This window comes from Moritella sp. JT01 (assembly GCF_001574435.1).
In the GTDB taxonomy this organism is placed as follows: domain Bacteria; phylum Pseudomonadota; class Gammaproteobacteria; order Enterobacterales; family Moritellaceae; genus Moritella.
This window is the reverse complement of sequence record NZ_LOCN01000027.1, coordinates 21,723-40,019: the sequence shown is the minus strand read 5'-3', so window position 1 is coordinate 40,019 and position 18,297 is coordinate 21,723. Positions and strand designations below refer to the sequence as shown.

At 38.4% G+C, this 18,297-nt stretch carries 22 protein-coding genes and 1 tRNA gene; 14 read left to right on the top strand and 9 right to left on the bottom strand.

Annotated features, from left to right (window positions below; all coding sequences use genetic code 11):
- The first annotated feature begins 18 nt into the window (after positions 1-18).
- A tRNA-Met gene (locus tag AKG98_RS18520) sits at positions 19-95 on the top strand.
- A 154-nt stretch (positions 96-249) separates the two neighbouring features.
- The gene (gene nadA / locus AKG98_RS18515) at positions 250-1,257 is read left to right on the top strand and encodes a quinolinate synthase NadA (protein WP_067049432.1); all 1,008 of its coding nucleotides are present in this window, start codon (positions 250-252) and stop codon (positions 1,255-1,257) included.
- An 85-nt stretch (positions 1,258-1,342) separates the two neighbouring features.
- Here nadA and AKG98_RS18510 read toward each other — a convergent pair whose 3' ends face one another.
- The 3 genes from AKG98_RS18510 to AKG98_RS18500 form a co-directional block, all read right to left on the bottom strand.
- Complete coding sequence (locus AKG98_RS18510) at positions 1,343-1,729, bottom strand: helix-hairpin-helix domain-containing protein (protein WP_067049429.1); 387 nt, start codon at positions 1,727-1,729, stop codon at positions 1,343-1,345.
- A 270-nt stretch (positions 1,730-1,999) separates the two neighbouring features.
- Positions 2,000-2,545, bottom strand: coding sequence for a septation protein A (locus AKG98_RS18505; protein ID WP_067049441.1), 546 nt, complete (start codon positions 2,543-2,545; stop codon positions 2,000-2,002).
- A 115-nt stretch (positions 2,546-2,660) separates the two neighbouring features.
- On the bottom strand, positions 2,661-4,109 hold the full coding sequence (locus AKG98_RS18500) for a peptide MFS transporter (protein WP_067049426.1): 1,449 nt from the start codon (positions 4,107-4,109) through the stop codon (positions 2,661-2,663).
- Positions 4,110-4,432: 323 nt separating this feature from the next.
- Between AKG98_RS18500 and rfaH the strand changes: the two genes are divergently transcribed.
- A complete protein-coding gene (rfaH, locus tag AKG98_RS18495; protein ID WP_067049423.1) occupies positions 4,433-4,951 on the top strand; it encodes a transcription/translation regulatory transformer protein RfaH in 519 nt (172 codons plus the stop codon).
- Positions 4,952-5,029: 78 nt separating this feature from the next.
- On the opposite strand, the gene AKG98_RS18490 is transcribed toward rfaH, so the two are convergent.
- Positions 5,030-5,410 carry a type IV pilin protein gene (locus AKG98_RS18490; protein WP_067049420.1) on the bottom strand — a complete coding sequence of 127 codons (381 nt, stop codon included), beginning with the start codon at positions 5,408-5,410 and terminating at the stop codon, positions 5,030-5,032.
- A gap of 220 nt (positions 5,411-5,630) precedes the next feature.
- Between AKG98_RS18490 and glnS the strand changes: the two genes are divergently transcribed.
- Positions 5,631-7,277 (top strand): glutamine--tRNA ligase, encoded by a 1,647-nt coding sequence (gene glnS, locus AKG98_RS18485; RefSeq protein ID WP_067049416.1) that lies wholly within the window; start codon positions 5,631-5,633, stop codon positions 7,275-7,277.
- 126 nt (positions 7,278-7,403) lie between these two features.
- Here the strand turns inward: glnS and fur are convergent, their stop codons facing one another.
- The 5 genes from fur to AKG98_RS18460 all read right to left on the bottom strand — a co-directional run bounded on the left by fur (position 7,404) and on the right by AKG98_RS18460 (position 10,109).
- Positions 7,404-7,829 carry a ferric iron uptake transcriptional regulator gene (gene fur, locus AKG98_RS18480; protein WP_067049414.1) on the bottom strand — a complete coding sequence of 142 codons (426 nt, stop codon included), beginning with the start codon at positions 7,827-7,829 and terminating at the stop codon, positions 7,404-7,406.
- A 357-nt stretch (positions 7,830-8,186) separates the two neighbouring features.
- Positions 8,187-8,714 carry a flavodoxin FldA gene (gene fldA / locus AKG98_RS18475; protein ID WP_067049411.1) on the bottom strand — a complete coding sequence of 176 codons (528 nt, stop codon included), beginning with the start codon at positions 8,712-8,714 and terminating at the stop codon, positions 8,187-8,189.
- 32 nt (positions 8,715-8,746) lie between these two features.
- The gene (gene ybfE, locus AKG98_RS18470) at positions 8,747-9,019 is read right to left on the bottom strand and encodes a LexA regulated protein (protein ID WP_067049408.1); all 273 of its coding nucleotides are present in this window, start codon (positions 9,017-9,019) and stop codon (positions 8,747-8,749) included.
- Between the two features lie 36 nt (positions 9,020-9,055).
- Positions 9,056-9,271 (bottom strand): DUF2788 domain-containing protein, encoded by a 216-nt coding sequence (locus tag AKG98_RS18465; RefSeq protein WP_067049405.1) that lies wholly within the window; start codon positions 9,269-9,271, stop codon positions 9,056-9,058.
- A 70-nt stretch (positions 9,272-9,341) separates the two neighbouring features.
- Positions 9,342-10,109 (bottom strand): alpha/beta fold hydrolase, encoded by a 768-nt coding sequence (locus tag AKG98_RS18460; protein ID WP_067049403.1) that lies wholly within the window; start codon positions 10,107-10,109, stop codon positions 9,342-9,344.
- Between the two features lie 170 nt (positions 10,110-10,279).
- Between AKG98_RS18460 and seqA the strand changes: the two genes are divergently transcribed.
- The 10 genes from seqA (at position 10,280) to nagZ (ending at position 18,284) form a co-directional block, all read left to right on the top strand.
- Positions 10,280-10,894, top strand: a complete 615-nt coding sequence (seqA, locus tag AKG98_RS18455; protein ID WP_067049400.1) for a replication initiation negative regulator SeqA — start codon at positions 10,280-10,282, stop codon at positions 10,892-10,894.
- A 102-nt stretch (positions 10,895-10,996) separates the two neighbouring features.
- Positions 10,997-12,016: a vitamin B12 ABC transporter permease BtuC gene (gene btuC / locus AKG98_RS18450; protein ID WP_067049397.1), complete on the top strand. Its 1,020-nt coding sequence runs from the start codon at positions 10,997-10,999 to the stop codon at positions 12,014-12,016.
- Positions 12,017-12,028: 12 nt separating this feature from the next.
- Positions 12,029-12,844 carry an ABC transporter ATP-binding protein gene (locus tag AKG98_RS18445; protein ID WP_228140358.1) on the top strand — a complete coding sequence of 272 codons (816 nt, stop codon included), beginning with the start codon at positions 12,029-12,031 and terminating at the stop codon, positions 12,842-12,844.
- A gap of 33 nt (positions 12,845-12,877) precedes the next feature.
- Positions 12,878-13,822, top strand: a complete 945-nt coding sequence (locus AKG98_RS18440) for a 1-aminocyclopropane-1-carboxylate deaminase (RefSeq protein ID WP_067049394.1) — start codon at positions 12,878-12,880, stop codon at positions 13,820-13,822.
- Between the two features lie 136 nt (positions 13,823-13,958).
- Entirely contained in the window at positions 13,959-14,351 is a 393-nt protein-coding gene (locus AKG98_RS18435; RefSeq protein ID WP_067049391.1) for a DUF2750 domain-containing protein, read from the top strand.
- Positions 14,352-14,404: 53 nt separating this feature from the next.
- On the top strand, positions 14,405-15,277 hold the full coding sequence (locus AKG98_RS18430) for a 6-carboxytetrahydropterin synthase (RefSeq protein WP_067049388.1): 873 nt from the start codon (positions 14,405-14,407) through the stop codon (positions 15,275-15,277).
- 230 nt (positions 15,278-15,507) lie between these two features.
- Positions 15,508-15,861, top strand: a complete 354-nt coding sequence (locus tag AKG98_RS18425; protein ID WP_067049384.1) for an HIT domain-containing protein — start codon at positions 15,508-15,510, stop codon at positions 15,859-15,861.
- A gap of 49 nt (positions 15,862-15,910) precedes the next feature.
- Complete coding sequence (locus tag AKG98_RS18420; RefSeq protein WP_067049381.1) at positions 15,911-16,402, top strand: penicillin-binding protein activator LpoB; 492 nt, start codon at positions 15,911-15,913, stop codon at positions 16,400-16,402.
- Positions 16,399-17,283 (top strand): phosphotransferase, encoded by an 885-nt coding sequence (locus tag AKG98_RS18415; protein ID WP_067049378.1) that lies wholly within the window; start codon positions 16,399-16,401, stop codon positions 17,281-17,283. The genes AKG98_RS18420 and AKG98_RS18415 overlap by 4 nt, the downstream gene beginning before the upstream one ends.
- Positions 17,271-18,284: a beta-N-acetylhexosaminidase gene (nagZ, locus tag AKG98_RS18410; RefSeq protein WP_067049375.1), complete on the top strand. Its 1,014-nt coding sequence runs from the start codon at positions 17,271-17,273 to the stop codon at positions 18,282-18,284. Before AKG98_RS18415 ends, nagZ begins: the two co-directional genes overlap by 13 nt.
- The last annotated feature ends 13 nt before the right edge of the window (positions 18,285-18,297 follow it).

The window sequence follows — 18,297 nt, the reverse complement described above, 5'->3', positions numbered from 1 at the left end:
AAGAACACACAGCATTGTCGCGGGATGGAGCAGTTTGGTAGCTCGTCGGGCTCATAACCCGAAGGTCGTAGGTTCAAATCCTGCTCCCGCAACCAGTTAACAAAAAAGCCTCGCTATTAGCGAGGCTTTTTTGTATGTGTCGAAAAAAAGTCACGCTAAATTACGTTTTCATGACAATGCCATGTATAATACGCGAAGATAATTTTTTTGAGCACTGAGTAATTAGCTATGATTCCCAATGTAGTAGAAATGGAATATCCATTCCCAAAAAAACCAGTTCCGTTATCGGCACAAGAAAAACTGGACTATAAAGCACGTATTAAACAGCTTTTAAAAGAAAAAGATGCAGTATTAATTGCACACTATTATACAGATCCTGAAATTCAAGCACTTGCAGAAGAGACTGGCGGTTGTGTTGCTGATTCTTTGGAAATGGCTCGCTTTGGGAACAACCACCCAGCTAAAACGCTAATCATTGCAGGTGTTCGTTTTATGGGTGAAACGGCGAAGATCTTAGCACCAAGCAAACGTATTATCATGCCTGCATTAGAGGCAACTTGTTCATTGGACCTTGGTTGTCCTGTTAAAGAATTCTCAGCATTTTGTGATGCACATCCTGATCACACCGTTGTGGTATATGCAAATACCTCAGCTGCCGTTAAAGCGCGCGCTGACTGGATTGTCACATCAAGTATTGCATTGGATGTGGTTGATCACCTTGATAGTGATGGTCAAAAATTAATTTGGGGGCCAGATCGCCATTTGGGTGCTTGGATTGAAAAGCAAACTGGCGCGAAAATGGTTCGCTGGCAGGGTGCTTGTATCGTCCATGATGAATTTAAAGCATCAGCATTAAAACGCTTGAAAGAAGAAAATCCAGACGCAGCGATCCTCGTTCACCCTGAGTCACCTGCCGATGTAATCGATCTTGCAGATGCGGTTGGTTCAACGAGCCAATTGATTAAAGCGGCAAAAGAACTACCACAACAAAAACTGATTGTTGCTACGGATAAAGGTATCTTCTTTAAGATGCAACAAGCGTGTCCTGAAAAAGAAATGATTGCTGCTCCAACTGGTGGTAATGGCGCGAGTTGTCGTAGTTGTGCAATGTGTCCTTGGATGGGCATGAATGGCCTGCAAACGATTGAAGATGCATTGGTTAATGATGAAGGGCATGAAATTTTTGTTGATGAAGAAATTCGTGTTAAAGCGCTTATTCCATTAGAACGTATGTTGAACTTTAGCGTATCAAACTAAGCGTTTAATAAACATTAACTAATTAAGCCTGAATGCTTTTACTTCAGGCTTTTTTATCGCTAAAAATCGTACTGAGACTTGTTTATCAGTCTGTTACACTAATTTTCCCCGCTAACTTTGCCATTGTTACCTTTCCTATCCCATTGACACTCACTAAGTCTGTTATTGTGCTAAATTGCCCGTTACGTTCACGCCATTGGATTATTTGCACTGCCTTATATTTTCCTATACCAGGTAAAGCGGTAAGCTCTAACTCATTCGCGGTATTAATATTTAATGGCATTAATAATGCGTCGCGTGATATCGACGAATGGCTGAGGTCAAAAGCGGTAGTTTCTGTTGGGGTGATGACTGCATGCTCATTATTCATATTAGAAAGCGTTTTGACTTGTTCTGCATTTGCTTGCGGTAAAATAAATAAAGGTGCAGTAACTGCGACATATAGCGCTAAGCGAGTAATTTTTTTCAACATTGATATTCCTTCATAGTCATGATGATATTGTATGTTCAGAATAAAATTGTAGTGTGATTTTACATTGTTGTTACCGGCTAAGTAGCTTGTTGTGCGAGCTATCACATGCTTATAGACGAAATTATACGGGTGCTCAAATTGTCAGTATTAGGAAAGTAGTAGGGATCTGAAAGGGGATATTTAGAAGGTGCACCGTATTTAATTCATACGTATTTAATCAGTTTTTAATTAAATACGGTGCCAGATATAACTATTTTTTCTTACTTAATCTTATTTGTTATCGCTGTTTTCTTTAGGCATATAACGGTAGAGATAAATGACGGTTAATATCGTAAAGGCTAACATGATACCCAGTACGCCAAAGACTTTAAAATCAACCCATAACTCTTCTGACATGTTAAATGCAATGTAATGATTTAAACCAGCAAGCGAGAGGAAGAATATTGCCCATGCTGCGTTCACACGTGACCACACAAACTCAGGTAAAACCATTTCTTTACCTAACATTTTTTTAAGTAGATTTTGTTTGAAGCCATATTGGCTAACCAATAAAACAATTGAAAATAGACAGTAAATAATGGTTACTTTCCATTTAATAAAACTCGAATCTTGCGTAAATAAGGTAATACCACCAAACACGGTCACCATTGCAAACGTGATTAATTGCATTTTTTCAACTTTACGGTATTTATACCAGCTAAAGAGTAATGTACATGCAGTTACTATAATTAATGCAGCTGTTGCGGAATAAATATCGTACATTTTATAAATAACGAAAAAGACGATCAGGGGAATAAATTCATTAAATTGTTTCATAAAGTTTTGGCTCACGGCTAACGATTTAATCCAGTTTATCATGAAAATCGCAGATATAAAAAAACAGCCTCATGATGAGGCTGTTTTCACATTTATTTAAATCAAATTTTCAGTGTTAAACTGTTGCTGCAACTGGTTTTTGATTCGACGTTTCTTCTTTCGGAATAACTTGACCTTCTGCACCGTGCATCCAGTAAATTAGTTTACGTGCTGATGCAAATAGGATCAGTGATGAAATCACAGCTGCTATTGCAATACCGCCAAAGATTGCCATTGGACCTGCTTCACCAATTTGCGCGCCAATCATACCGGCCACTTTATTTGCAATGGCGTTAAAGCCAAACCATGCGCCCATCATCAGTGATGCTAAGCGTAGTGGCGCTAATTTAGTGATCATAGATAGACCGATTGGAGACAGACATAATTCACCCATAGTATGGAAGAAGTACGCACCAACTAACCAGTACATGCTTGTTTTAACGGTTAAGTCGCCACCTTGCTCTAATGTTGCAAAGATCATGAACACAAAACCAATCGCTAACATTAATAATGCCATTGCAAATTTAACGGGTGATGTCGGTTCTTTCGGGCCCATTTTAATCCAGATCATACTTACGATAGGTGCAAAGGTAATAATAAAGAATGGATTTAGTGATTGGAACCAAGCAACAGGCACTTCGAAATTACCGATCATACGGTCGGTATAATCATTTGCATACAGATTCATTAGACCACCGGCTTGTTCAAAACCAGCCCAGAAGATGATAACAAATAGACCTAAGATTAAGATCACTTTTATACGATCAACTTCAATGGCCGTTAAGGTTTGTTTTTTACCTTTGTTTGCGGCTAACATTTTCTTCGCTGCAGCTTCAACACCAATATTACCTAAGTATTTATTAGCGAATAATTTTTGTAAGACAACGCTTAGTACCATCGCGATACCTGACATTAAGAAGCCATATTTGTAATTTCCGGTGTAAACAACGACAGCACCAACAAGGATACCAGACAAGAAAGCACCAATATTAATGCCCATGTAGAAGATAGTGAATGCACCATCACGACGATTATCGCCTTCTTCATACAGGTCACCAACCATAGTGGAGATGTTTGGCTTAAACAGACCATTACCAGCGATAATGAATGCAAGGCCTAAATAAAGCCCAGCAGTAGGGCTGAGTGATAACGCTTCTACTGGTACGAATAATGCGAATTGGCCTAATGCCATTAATATGCCACCAATTAAGACACTTTTACGTTGTCCTAGGAAGTTATCTGCTAACCAGCCACCAATGAGTGGAGTGATGTAAACTAAACCTGTGTATGTACCATAAAGAGAAAGCGCATCTGCTTGGCTCCAACCTAAACCTGGAATACCAGTTTGATAATTAGGATCGGTTAATAATGCAGCCGCTTGTTGGTCTTGGGTTATTGAAACAAGAAAAATAACGAGAATTGCACGCATGCCATAATAACTAAAGCGTTCCATCATTTCTGTACTGAATAAAAGGAATAAACCTTTTGGGTGACCCATAAATGTATCTGAACTATTAGGATTCATAATATCGCCTGTTTTGTATTTGTATTTGTATTTGTATTTATTTTTATAATTTTATGCTGATAATCTTTCTGTTATCAGTTTATTCATTCTTTTATATCCCTTTTACTAGTTGTTAACAAGCGTAAAAACCAATTATAAGAGGTCTGTCAACATAATTTGAGCCTTTGTTCTACATTTGTTTTTCAGGTGTTAAGTGTATGTTATATTTATGGTTGTTTATGGTTGTTATATATGCATTTAATGCGGATTTTAATTTAGACTTTAATTTAATATTTTTTAACGTAATATTAGAGATGTGATAATGATTTGGATAATCAAGCTAAATGATGGAAAGTAAAAAAGAGTGGTACTTACTGTACTGCAAAGGAAAGGAAGAAGGTAGAGCCAAGCTTAACCTTGAAAATCAAGGGGTTGAAAGCTTTTATCCAACAATGAAAATGGAAAAGAAAGTACGTAGTAAGCTTGTATATAAAGACGTGGTCATTTTTCCTAATTATTTATTTGTTGAAATTGACACGCTGGCGGCTAATTTCAATAGTATTCGTTCTACCCGTGGAGTTATTGATTTTGTTAAGTGCGGTACACATTATACCAAAGTACCTGCTAATTTGGTTGCGGAGCTAAAAGCAAAACAACAATGCCGAGATAAATCTGAAATTGAAGTTACCTTATTTATCGAAGGCAAAAAAGTGATTATTCAGGACGGTGCTTTTAAAGGTATTGAGGCTATTTATCAATGCAAAGATGGATTAGAACGTTCAATGCTATTGATTAACTTAATTAACAAAACGACGACAATGAGTGTTGCTAACACTGAGATCAAAAATATACCAGAAAAATAAATAAGAAAACCAACAGTAGTTCAGCATAAGCTTAGCCTTATTATTTAGATAAGGCTGCTTTCTATATCCCTTCTTTTATTACCAACATAGTGTCGGTAATCGCGTTAAATTATGGTCTAAACTCAATGTTCGACAATGGCTATCACTACGTTGATTATCTATCGCTGTCGCAATCACTTGGTACTGATTATTCGCTGTAAATTTTATGCTGTATTGGTAAGTCTCACTACTAAGGTCAATCGATAAATTACGCAATTCAATATATTCTTGATGCCGACTATAATTATCGGTTTCTAATAAGCTAATTGCTGTTAATTTCATTTTGGCTTGATCACGATGTGTTGCTAGCATGTAGTGCTGGTAATTAGGTATCCCTATACTCGCTAAAATAGCCACGATGGCCACCGTTATAAGTAATTCGATTAATGTAAAACCGGGTGAAATGGACCATTTATGCATACTATTTTCCGCTATTATTAAGTTATCCTGAGTCTAGGTAATAAATCTACGGCTGGTGATGTTTTAAACAGTGTTGTGATAGTGATTGTATTAAGAGTAAGATTAATTACCCTTGAACAAGCCTAACTGACCCGCATTAGCATTTAGTTGTTGTGTCTGAGGCAATTTTGTTAGATCATTGTTCACTATTTAATTAAAAATTTACTGTTTGAGGTAAGGAATGAGTCAGGCTGAAGTACGCCCAACGAACTTTATTCGTCAGATTATTGATGAAGATTTAAATTCCGGCAAACATACGAATGTGCATACGCGTTTTCCGCCAGAGCCGAACGGCTTTTTGCATATTGGTCATGCCAAATCTATTTGTTTGAACTTTGGTATTGCTGACGATTACCAGGGACAGTGTAATCTACGTTTTGATGATACGAATCCTGAAAAAGAAGACATTGATTACGTTCATGCAATTCAAGAAGACGTAAAGTGGCTAGGTTTTAACTGGGATGGTGAAGTTCGCTATTCATCAAATTACTTCGATAGATTATTCGAGTATGCAGTTGAATTGATTCAAGCGGGTAAAGCTTATGTTTGCTTCTTAAATGCAGACGAAACTCGTGAGTACCGCGGTACGCTGAATAAGCCGGGTAAAAATAGCCCATACCGTGAAACGAGCATCGACGAAAACCTCGCGTTATTTAATAAAATGCGTGATGCTGGTTTTGCTGATGGCGAATGTTGTCTACGTGCAAAAATTGACATGACGTCATCGTTCATGTGTATGCGTGATCCTGTTATCTATCGTATTAAACGTGCACATCATCACCAAACAGGTGATAAATGGTGCATTTATCCAATGTACGATTTCACACATTGTATTTCTGATGCGATAGAAGGTATTTCTCACTCTATCTGTACATTAGAATTCCAAGATAACCGTCGTGTTTATGATTGGGTATTAGATAATATCTCAATTGATTGTCGTCCGCGTCAGTATGAATTCTCACGTTTAAATATTGAATATACGATGATGTCTAAGCGTAAGCTTAATGCATTAGTGACAGAAAACCATGTAAGTGGTTGGGATGATCCACGTATGCCAACAATTGCTGGTTTACGTCGTCGTGGTTATACAGCTGCGTCAATTCGTGAATTTTGTAAACGTATTGGTGTGACTAAACAAATCAATACGATCGAAATGGGTATGCTAGAAGCATGTATCCGTGAAGATCTTGAAAATTCAGCACCACGTGCAATGGCGGTTCTTGATCCGGTTAAATTAGTCATTACTAATTATCCAGAAAATCAAACCGAGCAATTAATTGCACCTGCACATCCTAAACTAGATATGGGTACTCGTACGTTACCATTTAGTCGTGAACTATTTATTGATCGTGCGGATTTCCGTGAAGAAGCGAACAAGAAATATAAACGTTTAGTATTAGGCAAAGAAGTTCGCTTACGTAATGCATACATTGTTAGAGCCGATGACGTTGTAAAAGATGACGCGGGTAATATCATTGAAATTCACTGTACTTACGATGATGAAACACTAGGTAAGAACCCAAGTGATGGTCGTAAAGCGAAAGGTGTTATTCATTGGGTATCAGCTGCTGATGCTGTTGATGCGGAAGTACGTGTTTATGATCGCCTATTTAAAATAGAAGATCCTGCAAGTGTTGAAACATTAGAAGAAGCATTGAATGAAGAATCATTAGTTGTTATCAAAACAGCTAAAGTTGAACCGGGCCTTGTTGCTGCGCAACCTGCAAGCGCATACCAGTTTGAACGTGAAGGTTACTTCTGTGCAGACAGTAAAGATTCAACAGCGGATAAACTTGTGTTTAACCGTACAGTGTCTTTACGCGGCTAAGTCTTTTTATAGGACTCACGTGCATCAAGGAATGATATTCGTTTCTTGGTGTTATTTAAAGGCAAAAAACGCGCATAAAAAAGGAGCTATAGGCTCCTTTTTTTTTATCTGATTTTTAGTGTGCAATTATTTATGATTACACTTGCCATCTAATGAACGGCCATACAAGTATAAACTGTGGGCTTGTAATGACATCTCATTTTCTGCTGCAATTTCACATTGACGATCTTCGATCAAGTCATCATGGAATTCAATTACGTGACCACAGTCAAGACATACAAGGTGGTCATGGTGGTTTTGAGTTGCCAGTTCAAAAACAGATTTACCGCCTTCAAAATAATGACGAGTAACAATACCAGCATCATCAAATTGGTTAAGCACTCGATATACTGTCGCAAGCCCAATTTCTTCACCTTTACTGAGCAATTGTTTGTATAGATCTTCGGCACTGGTATGCTGACTGCTAGGGAGTTGTAATAATTCTAAAATTTTGATTCTTGGCAGGGTTATTTTTAATCCTGCTTTTTTTAATGCGGTTTTTCTATCAGTCATAACGTACTCATTTTTAAAATAGAGAAAAGTATATTTTCTTTACATTCTTCACCATTATATGACGAGACGCAAAAACAATAAACCTCATATTTGTTAAAGCGGGATTTAAATACAAAAATTTACGTATTAACCGAGCTTTTGTTTAGTCTAGTGTGACCAAAAGTGATTAAGTCTGATCTTAATATGTTGTATATGGCAAGGAGAAAAAAGATAGCGTACGCTATATATTCCTAAATAGATAAATATTATTTAATTAGAATGGTTGTGTAATGGGGTTTTAGCTGGCGGTGAAAGTAAAAGGTAAAATAACGTGTATACGCCGTTTACCTTTTACTTATATAGTTTATAACTAAAAGATTAGTCTTCTAGTTCTGCAAGGCACATTTCGCTGTGGATTTGGTTTACCCAAGCTTCAACACGTTCTGCTGTTAGTTCTGGTTGACGATCTTCATCAATACCTAAACCAACAAAGTGGTTGTCATCAGTGAGAGCTTTCGATGCTTCGAAATCATAACTTTCAGTTGGCCATTCACCGATTAACGTACCGCCTTTTGCTTCAACAACGTCACGTAGTGTGCCCATTGCATCAAGGAAGTACTCAGCATAATCTTCTTGGTCACCACAGCCAAAGATTGCAACTAGCTTATCAGAAAAATCAATTTCTTCTAGTGAAGGCATAAAGTCATCCCAATCACATTGAGATTCGCCATAATACCAAGTCGGAATGCCTAAAATTAATAGGCTGAACTCGTTAATATCTGTCGTTGTTGATTTTGCAATATCTTTAACATCAACAAGTTTTTTACCCAGTTGTTTCTGGATCATCTTAGCAACTACTTCAGTGTTACCAGTGTCACTACCAAAAAATAAGCCTACGCTAGCCATTCTTAAATTATCCTAATAGTTTTAATTTAAACTTATTGTGCTACATGTGTTTGCAGCAATTGTTGTATATATTCACTGCGCGTCATATTAGCACTTTTTGCTTTTATATTTAACATATCAAACAAGTCTTGTTCGACCTTTAATTCAATACGTTTGAATCCATTAGCCTTGTCTCGGCTTAATTGATTTCGTTTATTCTGTTTCAACTGCTCTTTACGCGATAGCGGATTGGTTTTGGGTCTACCAGCACGCTTTTCTTCAGCAAAAAGGTCAATCGTCGTTCTATCGAAACTTTCCTTCGCCACGTTATATTCGCCATTGCAGTTAATACGATGAAATTATTAAATCTGGTTTTCCCAGACAGCGATCAATACTTCTTTAAAAACAAAACCAGCCATACCAAAGCAGAGTACAAACCAAACTGCCACACGTCCAAATTGAGGTACGTTCCCTTTTTTTAGTACGTCGTGAATTGCCATGCCGATTAAGAAAAACAGTACAACAAAGAACAATTTAGTGCCGACAGATTCAATTAAGTCAATGTATTCATACAACATAACAATATTCACCTAAAGTACGTAACAGTATCTACTTAGAGTACGAATGTGCAAATATATCACAATGTGGCTAATGACTAAATAAAAAATCGACTATTATTTTGTTAAATATCACTGGTTTTTCGGCATGTAACCAGTGCCCAGTGCCTTGTATCAGCTTTGCTTTCGCTTGTGGAAAATATTTAGCGATAGCCGGTTTATGGTCATTGGTTATATAGTCAGAATTCATGCCTTTAATAAATAGCACTGGTTTATCATACTGTTTATTTACTTCTGGCCAGTCAGAAATAGCATTATATTGCGCAATGATCGTATCTAGCGCGTAGTAAAAGTCGAATTTACCTTGCTGATTCTTATACAAACCTTTCAATAGAAACTGTTGAACACCTGCTTCTTCTACATATTCGGCAAGCTTTGATTGTGCTTCACTGCGTGTGGTTATATCGCTAAGTGGAATATTTTTTAATCCTGCAAAGACATTATCATGTCGAGGAGGGTAATTCACTGGTGCTATATCGGCTACCGCTAAACTGGTTACGCGGGTAGGAAAATTAAGCGCTGTTCGCATGGCGATCTTCCCACCCATTGAATGACCAACTAGATGTGCTTGTTCGATCGTCAAATGATCCATCAGCTGAATAATATCATTTGCCATATCATCATAATGCATACTATGATGACGCATAGATAAACCATGGTTTCGAACATCAACCGCGATAACTTGATGATCCGTTTTTAATTGTTTAATTAGCATGCCCAAGTTCGTTGCACTGCCAAATAAGCCATGGATAACGATAACAGGATCACCCTGACCGTATATTTTGTGATTAAGTAACATATATATCTCCGTAATTGTGGCTGATTCTACCGCAATAATTACGTCATTGTCGTGTATGAATTGTTGATAAATGCATCACAGAGGTAATATTTTTTCTATAAGCATAGAGAGAAATCTATTCACAAGGTATAATTAAACCAAATTTATAAGCAAGGATTTACTAGTTAAATATGAAGACGATTGAGCTTGAAGACGACCTATATCGTTATATTGCTAGTCAAACGAAAGATATTGGCGAAAGTGCATCAGATATTTTACGTCGCTTACTTGGTGTACCTGATAGTGATTGTGCAGATTTAACAAACGTTGAAGCATTGCCACAGCCTGTAGAGAACATCAACAGTGAGACTAAGCAAACGGTAACTAATTCACCGGCAGTAGTAGAGCCGACACCTGTATCTGCACCGATTGTTGTAGAGCCAGAGGTTGTCAGCCATTCTACGCTGCCAGCCAGTATCGATAAGCTTATTAAAAATAAGAAATTTAAAGAAACGACTGTTTCGGTGACTAAGTTTATACAGATATTATCTGTCTTGTATGCAGAAAACCCGAAAAAGTTTGATAGTGCGACTGATATTAAAGGCCGTAAACGTATTTACTTTGCAAAATCGGAAAGTGAATTGTTAAGTGCTGGTAGTACGACCAAACCTCGTCATATTGAGAATACGCCATATTGGGTTATTACTAACACTAATACAGGTCGTAAACGTAATATCATTACACAACTCATGGCTGAAATTGGCTATACCCATGCGCTGATTGATGCTGTAAGTCAATCAATCTAATTTACAGCCTTCTGACAGGGTATTTAAAATGTGCTTAAGCTTAACGCTGACATTATTTGAGATACCTTGTCTATTTTATCCTCCTATATCCTTTCTTAAATTATGATCGACCTGCTTAAGTTACAGCGTGCAAGTACACTAAAAAGTCGAAGCACTCTTATATTTTTATCTATTTTTCTTGTTGCCGTTATTTTAATTTCGCTTGCCTCAGGCCGTTTCAGTATTGGTGTTGATGATATTTTTAATGGTTTATCATCTTTACAGCAACAAGTGTTATTTGACTTACGTTTTCCACGTATTGTGACTGCAATTTTAGTTGGCGCTGCGTTAGCTGTTGCCGGTTGTATCTTGCAAGTGTTACTCGCTAATTCGTTAGCAGAGCCGGGTGTTATCGGCATTTCATCGTTTGCCAGTTTGTTTGCTGTGCTATCTATGGTCTTCCTTGATACTTTGTTCCCACAGTGGGCGGGCCTACAGCATTATATTTTGCCACTATCGGCTTTTATCGGGGCAAGCTTAGTCACGTATTTACTGTATCAAGTGACAAAGAATAACTTACCCACCACCAAGATCTTATTACTTGGCGTTGCGATCGGGATCTTTTCTGGAGCCATTATGACTTGGCTGTTGTATTTTTCTGATGACAGTAATATGCGACAAATGCTGTACTGGATGATGGGGAATTTAGCGTATGGATCAGAATTTATTTATATTGCCGTTATTCCTTTGAGTTTGAGTTTTCTGTGGATTATGCGCCGCATTGATGCGCTGAACCTTTTACAGTTTGGTGAACAGGGTGCATTTCAATCGGGTATTGATGTCCCTAAATTACGTATTCAGCTTATTTTATGTGTGGCTGTACTCACAGGCGTGTCGGTATCGATGGCGGGCGTAATTAGTTTTATAGGGTTAGTGATCCCGCATATTTTACGGATATTAGTGACGAGCCAATTACGCTTTCTTGTGCCTGCTTCGGCCTTGTTGGGCGCGATCTTTTTATTACTGGCGGATTTAATTGCGCGTAGTGTGTTTGCAACAGCTGAGTTACCTGTAGGGGCGATCACGGCAAGCTTAGGCGCTCCTTTTTTCATCTATTTACTATTGCGCAAGCAAGTAGCATAACAACACATCACTATGGATAAATTAAAAGATACGATGGGGACATCTACAATATTAACGCTAACCGATGTTAACTATCAACAGCGATTACATGATATGAATGTATCGATAAATAAAGGAAGTTTTTTGTTTTTATTAGGGCCTAATGGCAGTGGTAAAAGTACATTAATTTCCATTTTAGCAGGTCATGAACAGGCATGCGAAGGTGCTTACTTACTAGCTGAACGTCCTATTTCGTCTTATCCTATTGCTGAATTGGCTCGCCAGCGGGCTTGGTTACCGCAAGTATCCCCGCCACCTTTTGCTATTCCGGTTTATCAGTTTATTGCTTTGGGTTTACATCCTCTGGGTATTAACCTTGAAGATGAACAAGCTTGTCGGGTGATAAATCAATTATTATCCCGATTAGATATAGCTAAGTTAGTTGAGCGTAATTGCGATCAACTGTCGGGTGGTGAATGGCAGCGGGTGCTTATTGCCCGTACATTAGTACAAGTATCACCGCTATTAAATCAGCAATCGATTTTATGTTTATTGGATGAACCATTAACAGGGCTTGATTTAAAGCATCAAATTGAAGTGCTACAGATGTTAAAAGAACTTTCAGAACAAGGTATTACGATCATTGCATCTATCCATGATCTTAATCTCGCGCTTAATCATGCCTCTGAAGTACTGTTATTAAATGCTGGTACTGTTGTTGGCCAGGGCGCGGCGAGTAAAGTGTTAACTGTGGATTCGATTAAACAAGTCTATGATGTTGATACCGAGATGTTGGCTGTCAATGGTCGCCAATTTATTGTTTCTGCAGCCCTGCCTGCGTCTGTTTAACGCTTAATCTAAGTTATAAACTAGGATACCGCTTTGGAATTACGCAATACCCCTGTCGATGAAATCGAATTCTTAGGCCATCACGTTTACGTAAAACGTGATGACTTATTAGATGTGGCTTTTAGTGGTAATAAAGCCCGCAAGTTTTACCATTTCTTGCAACAAGATTTATCACAGGTTGATATCTTAATTGGCCACGGTTCTGCGCAAGCTAATTCGTTATATTCCTTGTCTGTATTAGCCAAATTAAAGCAATGCGAATTACATTATTATGTTGATCACCTGCCTCAGTATTTGATTGATAATCCGCAAGGTAATTATCGCGCAGCGTTAGCACAGGGCGCTAAGGTTATCGTTGCTGACTCGAGTAGCCTGTCTGTTATTGAGCATATACAGCAACAAGTACTACCGGCTTTAAAAGCACAAGGTCAGCGCGTTGTTTTTATTCCTGAAGGTGGTCGCTGTCAGTATGCCGAAACAGGATTAAAAATACTGGCCGATGAAATTATTGAGTGGGCTAAATCAAACTCGCATGCTGATATTCGTGTCGTGCTGCCTTCTGGTACTGGAACTACGGCATTATTTTTGCAAAAACATTTGCCCTTTGAAGTACAAACTTGCGCTTGTGTTGGCGGTGATGATTATTTACAGCAGCAATTTTTTGAATTGTGTGCCGATGAATCAGTACACCCAACGATTATCTCTGCAGATAAAAAGTATCATTTTGGCAAACTTTATCTGCCTTTTTATCATATTTGGTCCGAGCTAAAACGAACCACTCATATTGAATTTGATTTACTTTATGATCCACTGGCTTGGTTATGCTTGCAGCGTGAATTCATCGAAGACAATGCGAATACCGCGGCACGACTTGAAAGTGCTGATAAACGTCCCATTCTTTATATACATCAAGGCGGATTGCAGGGTAATGAAACAATGATACCGCGTTATTTGCGCAAGCTGGCATTTGTTAAATAAAACCACGCCCGTTTAACTTTTACTATTATTATTGGTATTTATTATTGGTATTTATTATTGTGCAGCGTACAATCCGCTGCTGCTTTATTATAAACATTATTTGAAACTGCCAATGGCGGTTTCTTGAGAGAAAATTATGACATTTAAAATTCATGACAAACAAACTGCTGAAGCCGTTGAAAGGTCTCCTGAAGCGCGTTTCAACTATTTCATTTTTCGTGCGGTTAAGTCTGAAGAAGTGTGGACATTAGCGGATGCTAACGGTTTTGTTGTTAGCGAAGCGGAAGGTGAGCGAAGCATTCCTGTTTGGCCACATGCCGAGTTTGCAAGTGAATGGATCGAAGGCGATTGGTCTGAGTGTCAGCCGCTTCAAATTGAGATGGGTGCTTGGCGTAACAACTGGCTACCAGGTCTTGCTGCTGATGGCGTTGTTATCTCAGTATTTCCAAAAGCAGGTCAAGATGTAGTTGTTGTTGATAGTGAAGAGCTGATTGCTTCATTTAAAGATGAATACGACGCACAAAAATAGCGCTAATCAATAATATAAATACCTATTTAGTTACCATAAAGGACAAAATTTAGATGAAATTATTCGTCAAAGATCTTACTGTTATTGATTCTTCAGTATTGGATTATTCACGTGGCATTATTGGCCAAAGCTGGCTAGTGGATATCGTTCTGCATGGTGACTTAAATGAACAGAGTATGATCCTCGATTTTGGTATTGTGAAAAAACTGATTAAATCGACAGTTGATGAACTGGTTGATCATAAGTTGATCGTACCTGCTCATGCTAAATTTTGTGATGTGATGAGCGATGGTGCATTTACGTACGTTGATGCATGGCGTGAAAACCGTGATTCAATTCATTTAGCATGCCCTGATCAAGCATTTGCATTGATTCCAGCAGAACAAATTACGCTAGCGAATTTAGAGACGTACTTAACTGAGCAGCTTATGCTACGTTTACCAAATAACGTGAAAAAGTTAGACGTTAAATTACGTGAAGAGAAAATTGATGGGGCAGAATACTGCTACAGCCATGGTTTACGTAAACACCTTGGTAACTGTCAGCGTATTGCACATGGTCACCGTTCGACAATTGAGATCTTGCGTAATGATGAACGTGATCCTGCACTTGAAGCGAGTTGGGCTGAACGTTGGAAAGATATCTATTTGGCGGAGCATTGCGATATGGTGTCGGCATCAGAAGTTTCACTTTCTCGCGCGGGTATGGCTGCATTAACGCCTGAGCATTATTGTTTTAAATATCAAGCGCCACAAGGTGAATTCCAACTTGCGATTAGTAAATCAGTTGTTGAAATTATGCCAACAGAAACAACAGTAGAAAACATTGCACAATATATCGCGGATACATTAGCAAAAGATTGCAGTGATTCACTCACTGTATTTGCTTATGAAGGTGTCGGTAAAGGTGCAATTGCTTCAGCTTAATCGGCATTAGCAATTAATTTATAATTTCTAAATTAAAGCCCATTACAAACTACACTAAAGTGTAGGGTGTGATGGGCTTTTTTGTCGCTGCTATCTCGCGTTGAGGTCTGTTTTGGTATTGATTATTAAGTAGTTTGGGTATAGAACATGAACTATTACTGATAGTGAGTGTATTTATCGTTTTTTTCACATAGTATTGAATAACTTAATTTTGTAATGGAGCGAAACAAATGGCGGAAGAAACGATTTTTCGTAAGATCATCGATAAAGAGATCCCTGCGGACATTCTGTATCAAGATGAATTAGTGACTGCATTTCGTGATATTAGTCCAAAAGCATCAACACATGTGCTTATCATCCCCAATAAACTGATCCCGACGACGAATGATGTATGTGAAGAAGATGAATTAGCATTAGGGCGTCTCTTCATTGTGGCAAGAAAAATTGCGGAACAAGAGGGTATTGCTGAAAATGGCTATCGTCTAATCATTAACTGTAATAAACATGGCGGACAGGAGGTGTATCATTTACATATGCATCTTGTTGGTGGTGAACAATTGGGTGCGATGGTCACAACATACTAGTTGTTATTCTCATCTCATAAATTATCAATAGCTTTGGGGGGAGTGTTAAATGAAATGGATACTCACACTGGTTTATATATTGAGTGCGTTAGTTGTCAGTGGTTGTACCTCACAAGCGTACCATGACCGACAAGTTATGACTGCTCCTCTTGAAGTCATTATTGAACACCCCTTAATAACGCAAGTGCGAACGTTAAGCCGGCAACTATTACAACAGCCTTATTTTGTTCAAGGTAGTTTTAAGCATGGTCAGCTATTATATATAGCGCTTCCCAATACGACGGTAACCTTGCCGGTTACGCATAATGAATTGCAACGTGCTAGCGCCGAAACATTCTCAAAACCTGATTGGTTTGATATTCAAATTTTAACAGAACAAGTATCACAGTATCACTCAGGCCGGACTTATTCCGGTTATTCGTTAGTCATTAATATTTCTCAGGCTGAGAATACGAGCGATAAACATACATTAAGTATCGAATTGATCAATAACCGTTTTAATACGGTTGAAGCCCAAGTGAGTAGCCCCGTCTTTTTATGATAGTTATCCCTGAATTTGTTGTTCGTTTTAGCCCCGAGTCATTTTCTTTACAACCTGTTGAGGGAGGTTTAAGTAACCATAATTACCGTTTGGATTTTCAACTATATGGTTTGCGTCATCGTTATTTTGTAAGACAATTTTCAGCGGCTTACAATGACATGGATAATCATGTCGAGCACGAGTGTGCTGCGCAAATACAGGCCGCTGCTATTGGTTTGTCGCCAAATATTATTGCTCAATATGAGCAAGGCATCATTTGTGATTGGATCACGGGTAAACACTGGGATCTTGATGAACAAGCTCGCGATGAAAATATTGATAAAATAGCACAATTAACGGCCACGCTTCATCAACAGCCCTTACCTGCACATCACCTTAATATGGTTGAGCGGCTTCAGCATTATTATCAAACACTAAAGTCCGAATTTAAAACCGTGAGACTCGATCAGCAACTCGCATTTGTGATACATTTAATTGAACATCAGTTACCTTCAAATAGACAGGGGTTTTGTCATCACGATATGAATCCATTGAATTTTATGGTGGATGAACAAGCTAAGTTGTATTTACTGGATTGGGAATTTGCAGCCGCGGGTCATTGTGATTTTGATATTACGACATTATTTCAGACATTCGCTTGGGAACATTCACAGCAGGTGCTGTTTTTAACGTATTACAATCATTATTACCCTGCAGCGAAAGTGACATTAGAGCAATTAGCGGTAATGGCTGTTGTGGTCGAAATGATGACTTTATTGTGGTGTATCGTTATGTACCAGCAAGATAAAGATGTCACCTATTTAACGCTATGGCAGCAATCTGAACGTGCTATAGCCGATAAAATTAACAGATTTAATAAGGAATTGTCGTGGGACCAGTAGTAGTAGATGTTGACGGTTATGAATTAACGGCTGAAGATAAAGAGATCTTAGCGCACCCATTAACCGGTGGTTTGATCTTGTTTAGTCGTAATTATGGTGACCATACTCAGTTAAATGCATTAATTAAATCAATTCGTAAAGCGGCTCACTCACAAATAGTGATAGCGGTTGATCATGAAGGTGGTCGTGTTCAACGTTTTCGTGAGCAGTTTACACGTATACCTGCAATGGGTAAGATTGCGGCGTTATATGCTGATGATCGTGAAACAGCGAAACAGTTCACCCAACAATGTGGCTGGATGTTAGCGGCAGAGTTATTGGCATTTGATATAGATTTAAGCTTTGCTCCGGTACTGGATTTAGAACGTGGTAGTCAAGTTATTGGTGACCGTTCATTCCATGCGGATCCAAGCTGGGTAACCGATCTTTCGACGCAATTGTGCGTTGGTATGCACCAAGCTGGTATGAAAACGACAGGTAAACACTTTCCTGGACATGGCAGTGTGTTAGCTGATTCACATATTGCATTACCGATTGATGAACGCAGCTTAGCCGACATCAGCGCAACGGACTTATTGCCATTTAAATCCCTTATTGCTAATGCGCAACTTGATGCAATTATGCCTGCACATGTTATTTATCAGCAAGTTGATACTAAAGCGGCTGGTTTCTCTCAATACTGGTTACAAACGATATTAAGACAAGAGTTAGGCTTTAAAGGCGCTATTTTTTCTGATGATTTATCGATGCACGGCGCCAGCGTTGCGGGTAACTATTTAGAACGAGCAGAGCAGGCTATGTGGGCTGGGTGTAACTTATTACTCGCGTGTAATGATCGCACAGGTGTGGAAGCATTATTAGATGGCTTGGATAATAATTTAACAACCGATGATTTTAACCTTAAGCATACGAGCAATTTTACATTGCCGGAGCTTAAAAGTAGCCGCTTATGGCAAGATACGGCAGCATCGGTAGCCAAGTTTAATCAGCAATTTAGTTAAGGTTAGATTGCCG

Bases quoted from the DNA above. Each gene is read 5' to 3' on its own strand.
- nadA (WP_067049432.1), top strand. From the start codon at position 250: ATGGAATATCCATTCCCAAAAAAACCAGTTCCGTTATCGGCACAAGAA.
- AKG98_RS18510 (WP_067049429.1), bottom strand. From the start codon at position 1,729: ATGTTGAAAAAAATTACTCGCTTAGCGCTATATGTCGCAGTTACTGCA.
- AKG98_RS18505 (WP_067049441.1), bottom strand. From the start codon at position 2,545: ATGAAACAATTTAATGAATTTATTCCCCTGATCGTCTTTTTCGTTATT.
- AKG98_RS18500 (WP_067049426.1), bottom strand. From the start codon at position 4,109: ATGAATCCTAATAGTTCAGATACATTTATGGGTCACCCAAAAGGTTTA.
- rfaH (WP_067049423.1), top strand. From the start codon at position 4,433: ATGATGGAAAGTAAAAAAGAGTGGTACTTACTGTACTGCAAAGGAAAG.
- AKG98_RS18490 (WP_067049420.1), bottom strand. From the start codon at position 5,410: ATGCATAAATGGTCCATTTCACCCGGTTTTACATTAATCGAATTACTT.
- glnS (WP_067049416.1), top strand. From the start codon at position 5,631: ATGAGTCAGGCTGAAGTACGCCCAACGAACTTTATTCGTCAGATTATT.
- fur (WP_067049414.1), bottom strand. From the start codon at position 7,829: ATGACTGATAGAAAAACCGCATTAAAAAAAGCAGGATTAAAAATAACC.
- fldA (WP_067049411.1), bottom strand. From the start codon at position 8,714: ATGGCTAGCGTAGGCTTATTTTTTGGTAGTGACACTGGTAACACTGAA.
- AKG98_RS18465 (WP_067049405.1), bottom strand. From the start codon at position 9,271: ATGTTGTATGAATACATTGACTTAATTGAATCTGTCGGCACTAAATTG.
- AKG98_RS18460 (WP_067049403.1), bottom strand. From the start codon at position 10,109: ATGTTACTTAATCACAAAATATACGGTCAGGGTGATCCTGTTATCGTT.
- seqA (WP_067049400.1), top strand. From the start codon at position 10,280: ATGAAGACGATTGAGCTTGAAGACGACCTATATCGTTATATTGCTAGT.
- btuC (WP_067049397.1), top strand. From the start codon at position 10,997: ATGATCGACCTGCTTAAGTTACAGCGTGCAAGTACACTAAAAAGTCGA.
- AKG98_RS18445 (WP_228140358.1), top strand. From the start codon at position 12,029: ATGGATAAATTAAAAGATACGATGGGGACATCTACAATATTAACGCTA.
- AKG98_RS18435 (WP_067049391.1), top strand. From the start codon at position 13,959: ATGACATTTAAAATTCATGACAAACAAACTGCTGAAGCCGTTGAAAGG.
- AKG98_RS18430 (WP_067049388.1), top strand. From the start codon at position 14,405: ATGAAATTATTCGTCAAAGATCTTACTGTTATTGATTCTTCAGTATTG.
- AKG98_RS18425 (WP_067049384.1), top strand. From the start codon at position 15,508: ATGGCGGAAGAAACGATTTTTCGTAAGATCATCGATAAAGAGATCCCT.
- AKG98_RS18420 (WP_067049381.1), top strand. From the start codon at position 15,911: ATGAAATGGATACTCACACTGGTTTATATATTGAGTGCGTTAGTTGTC.
- AKG98_RS18415 (WP_067049378.1), top strand. From the start codon at position 16,399: ATGATAGTTATCCCTGAATTTGTTGTTCGTTTTAGCCCCGAGTCATTT.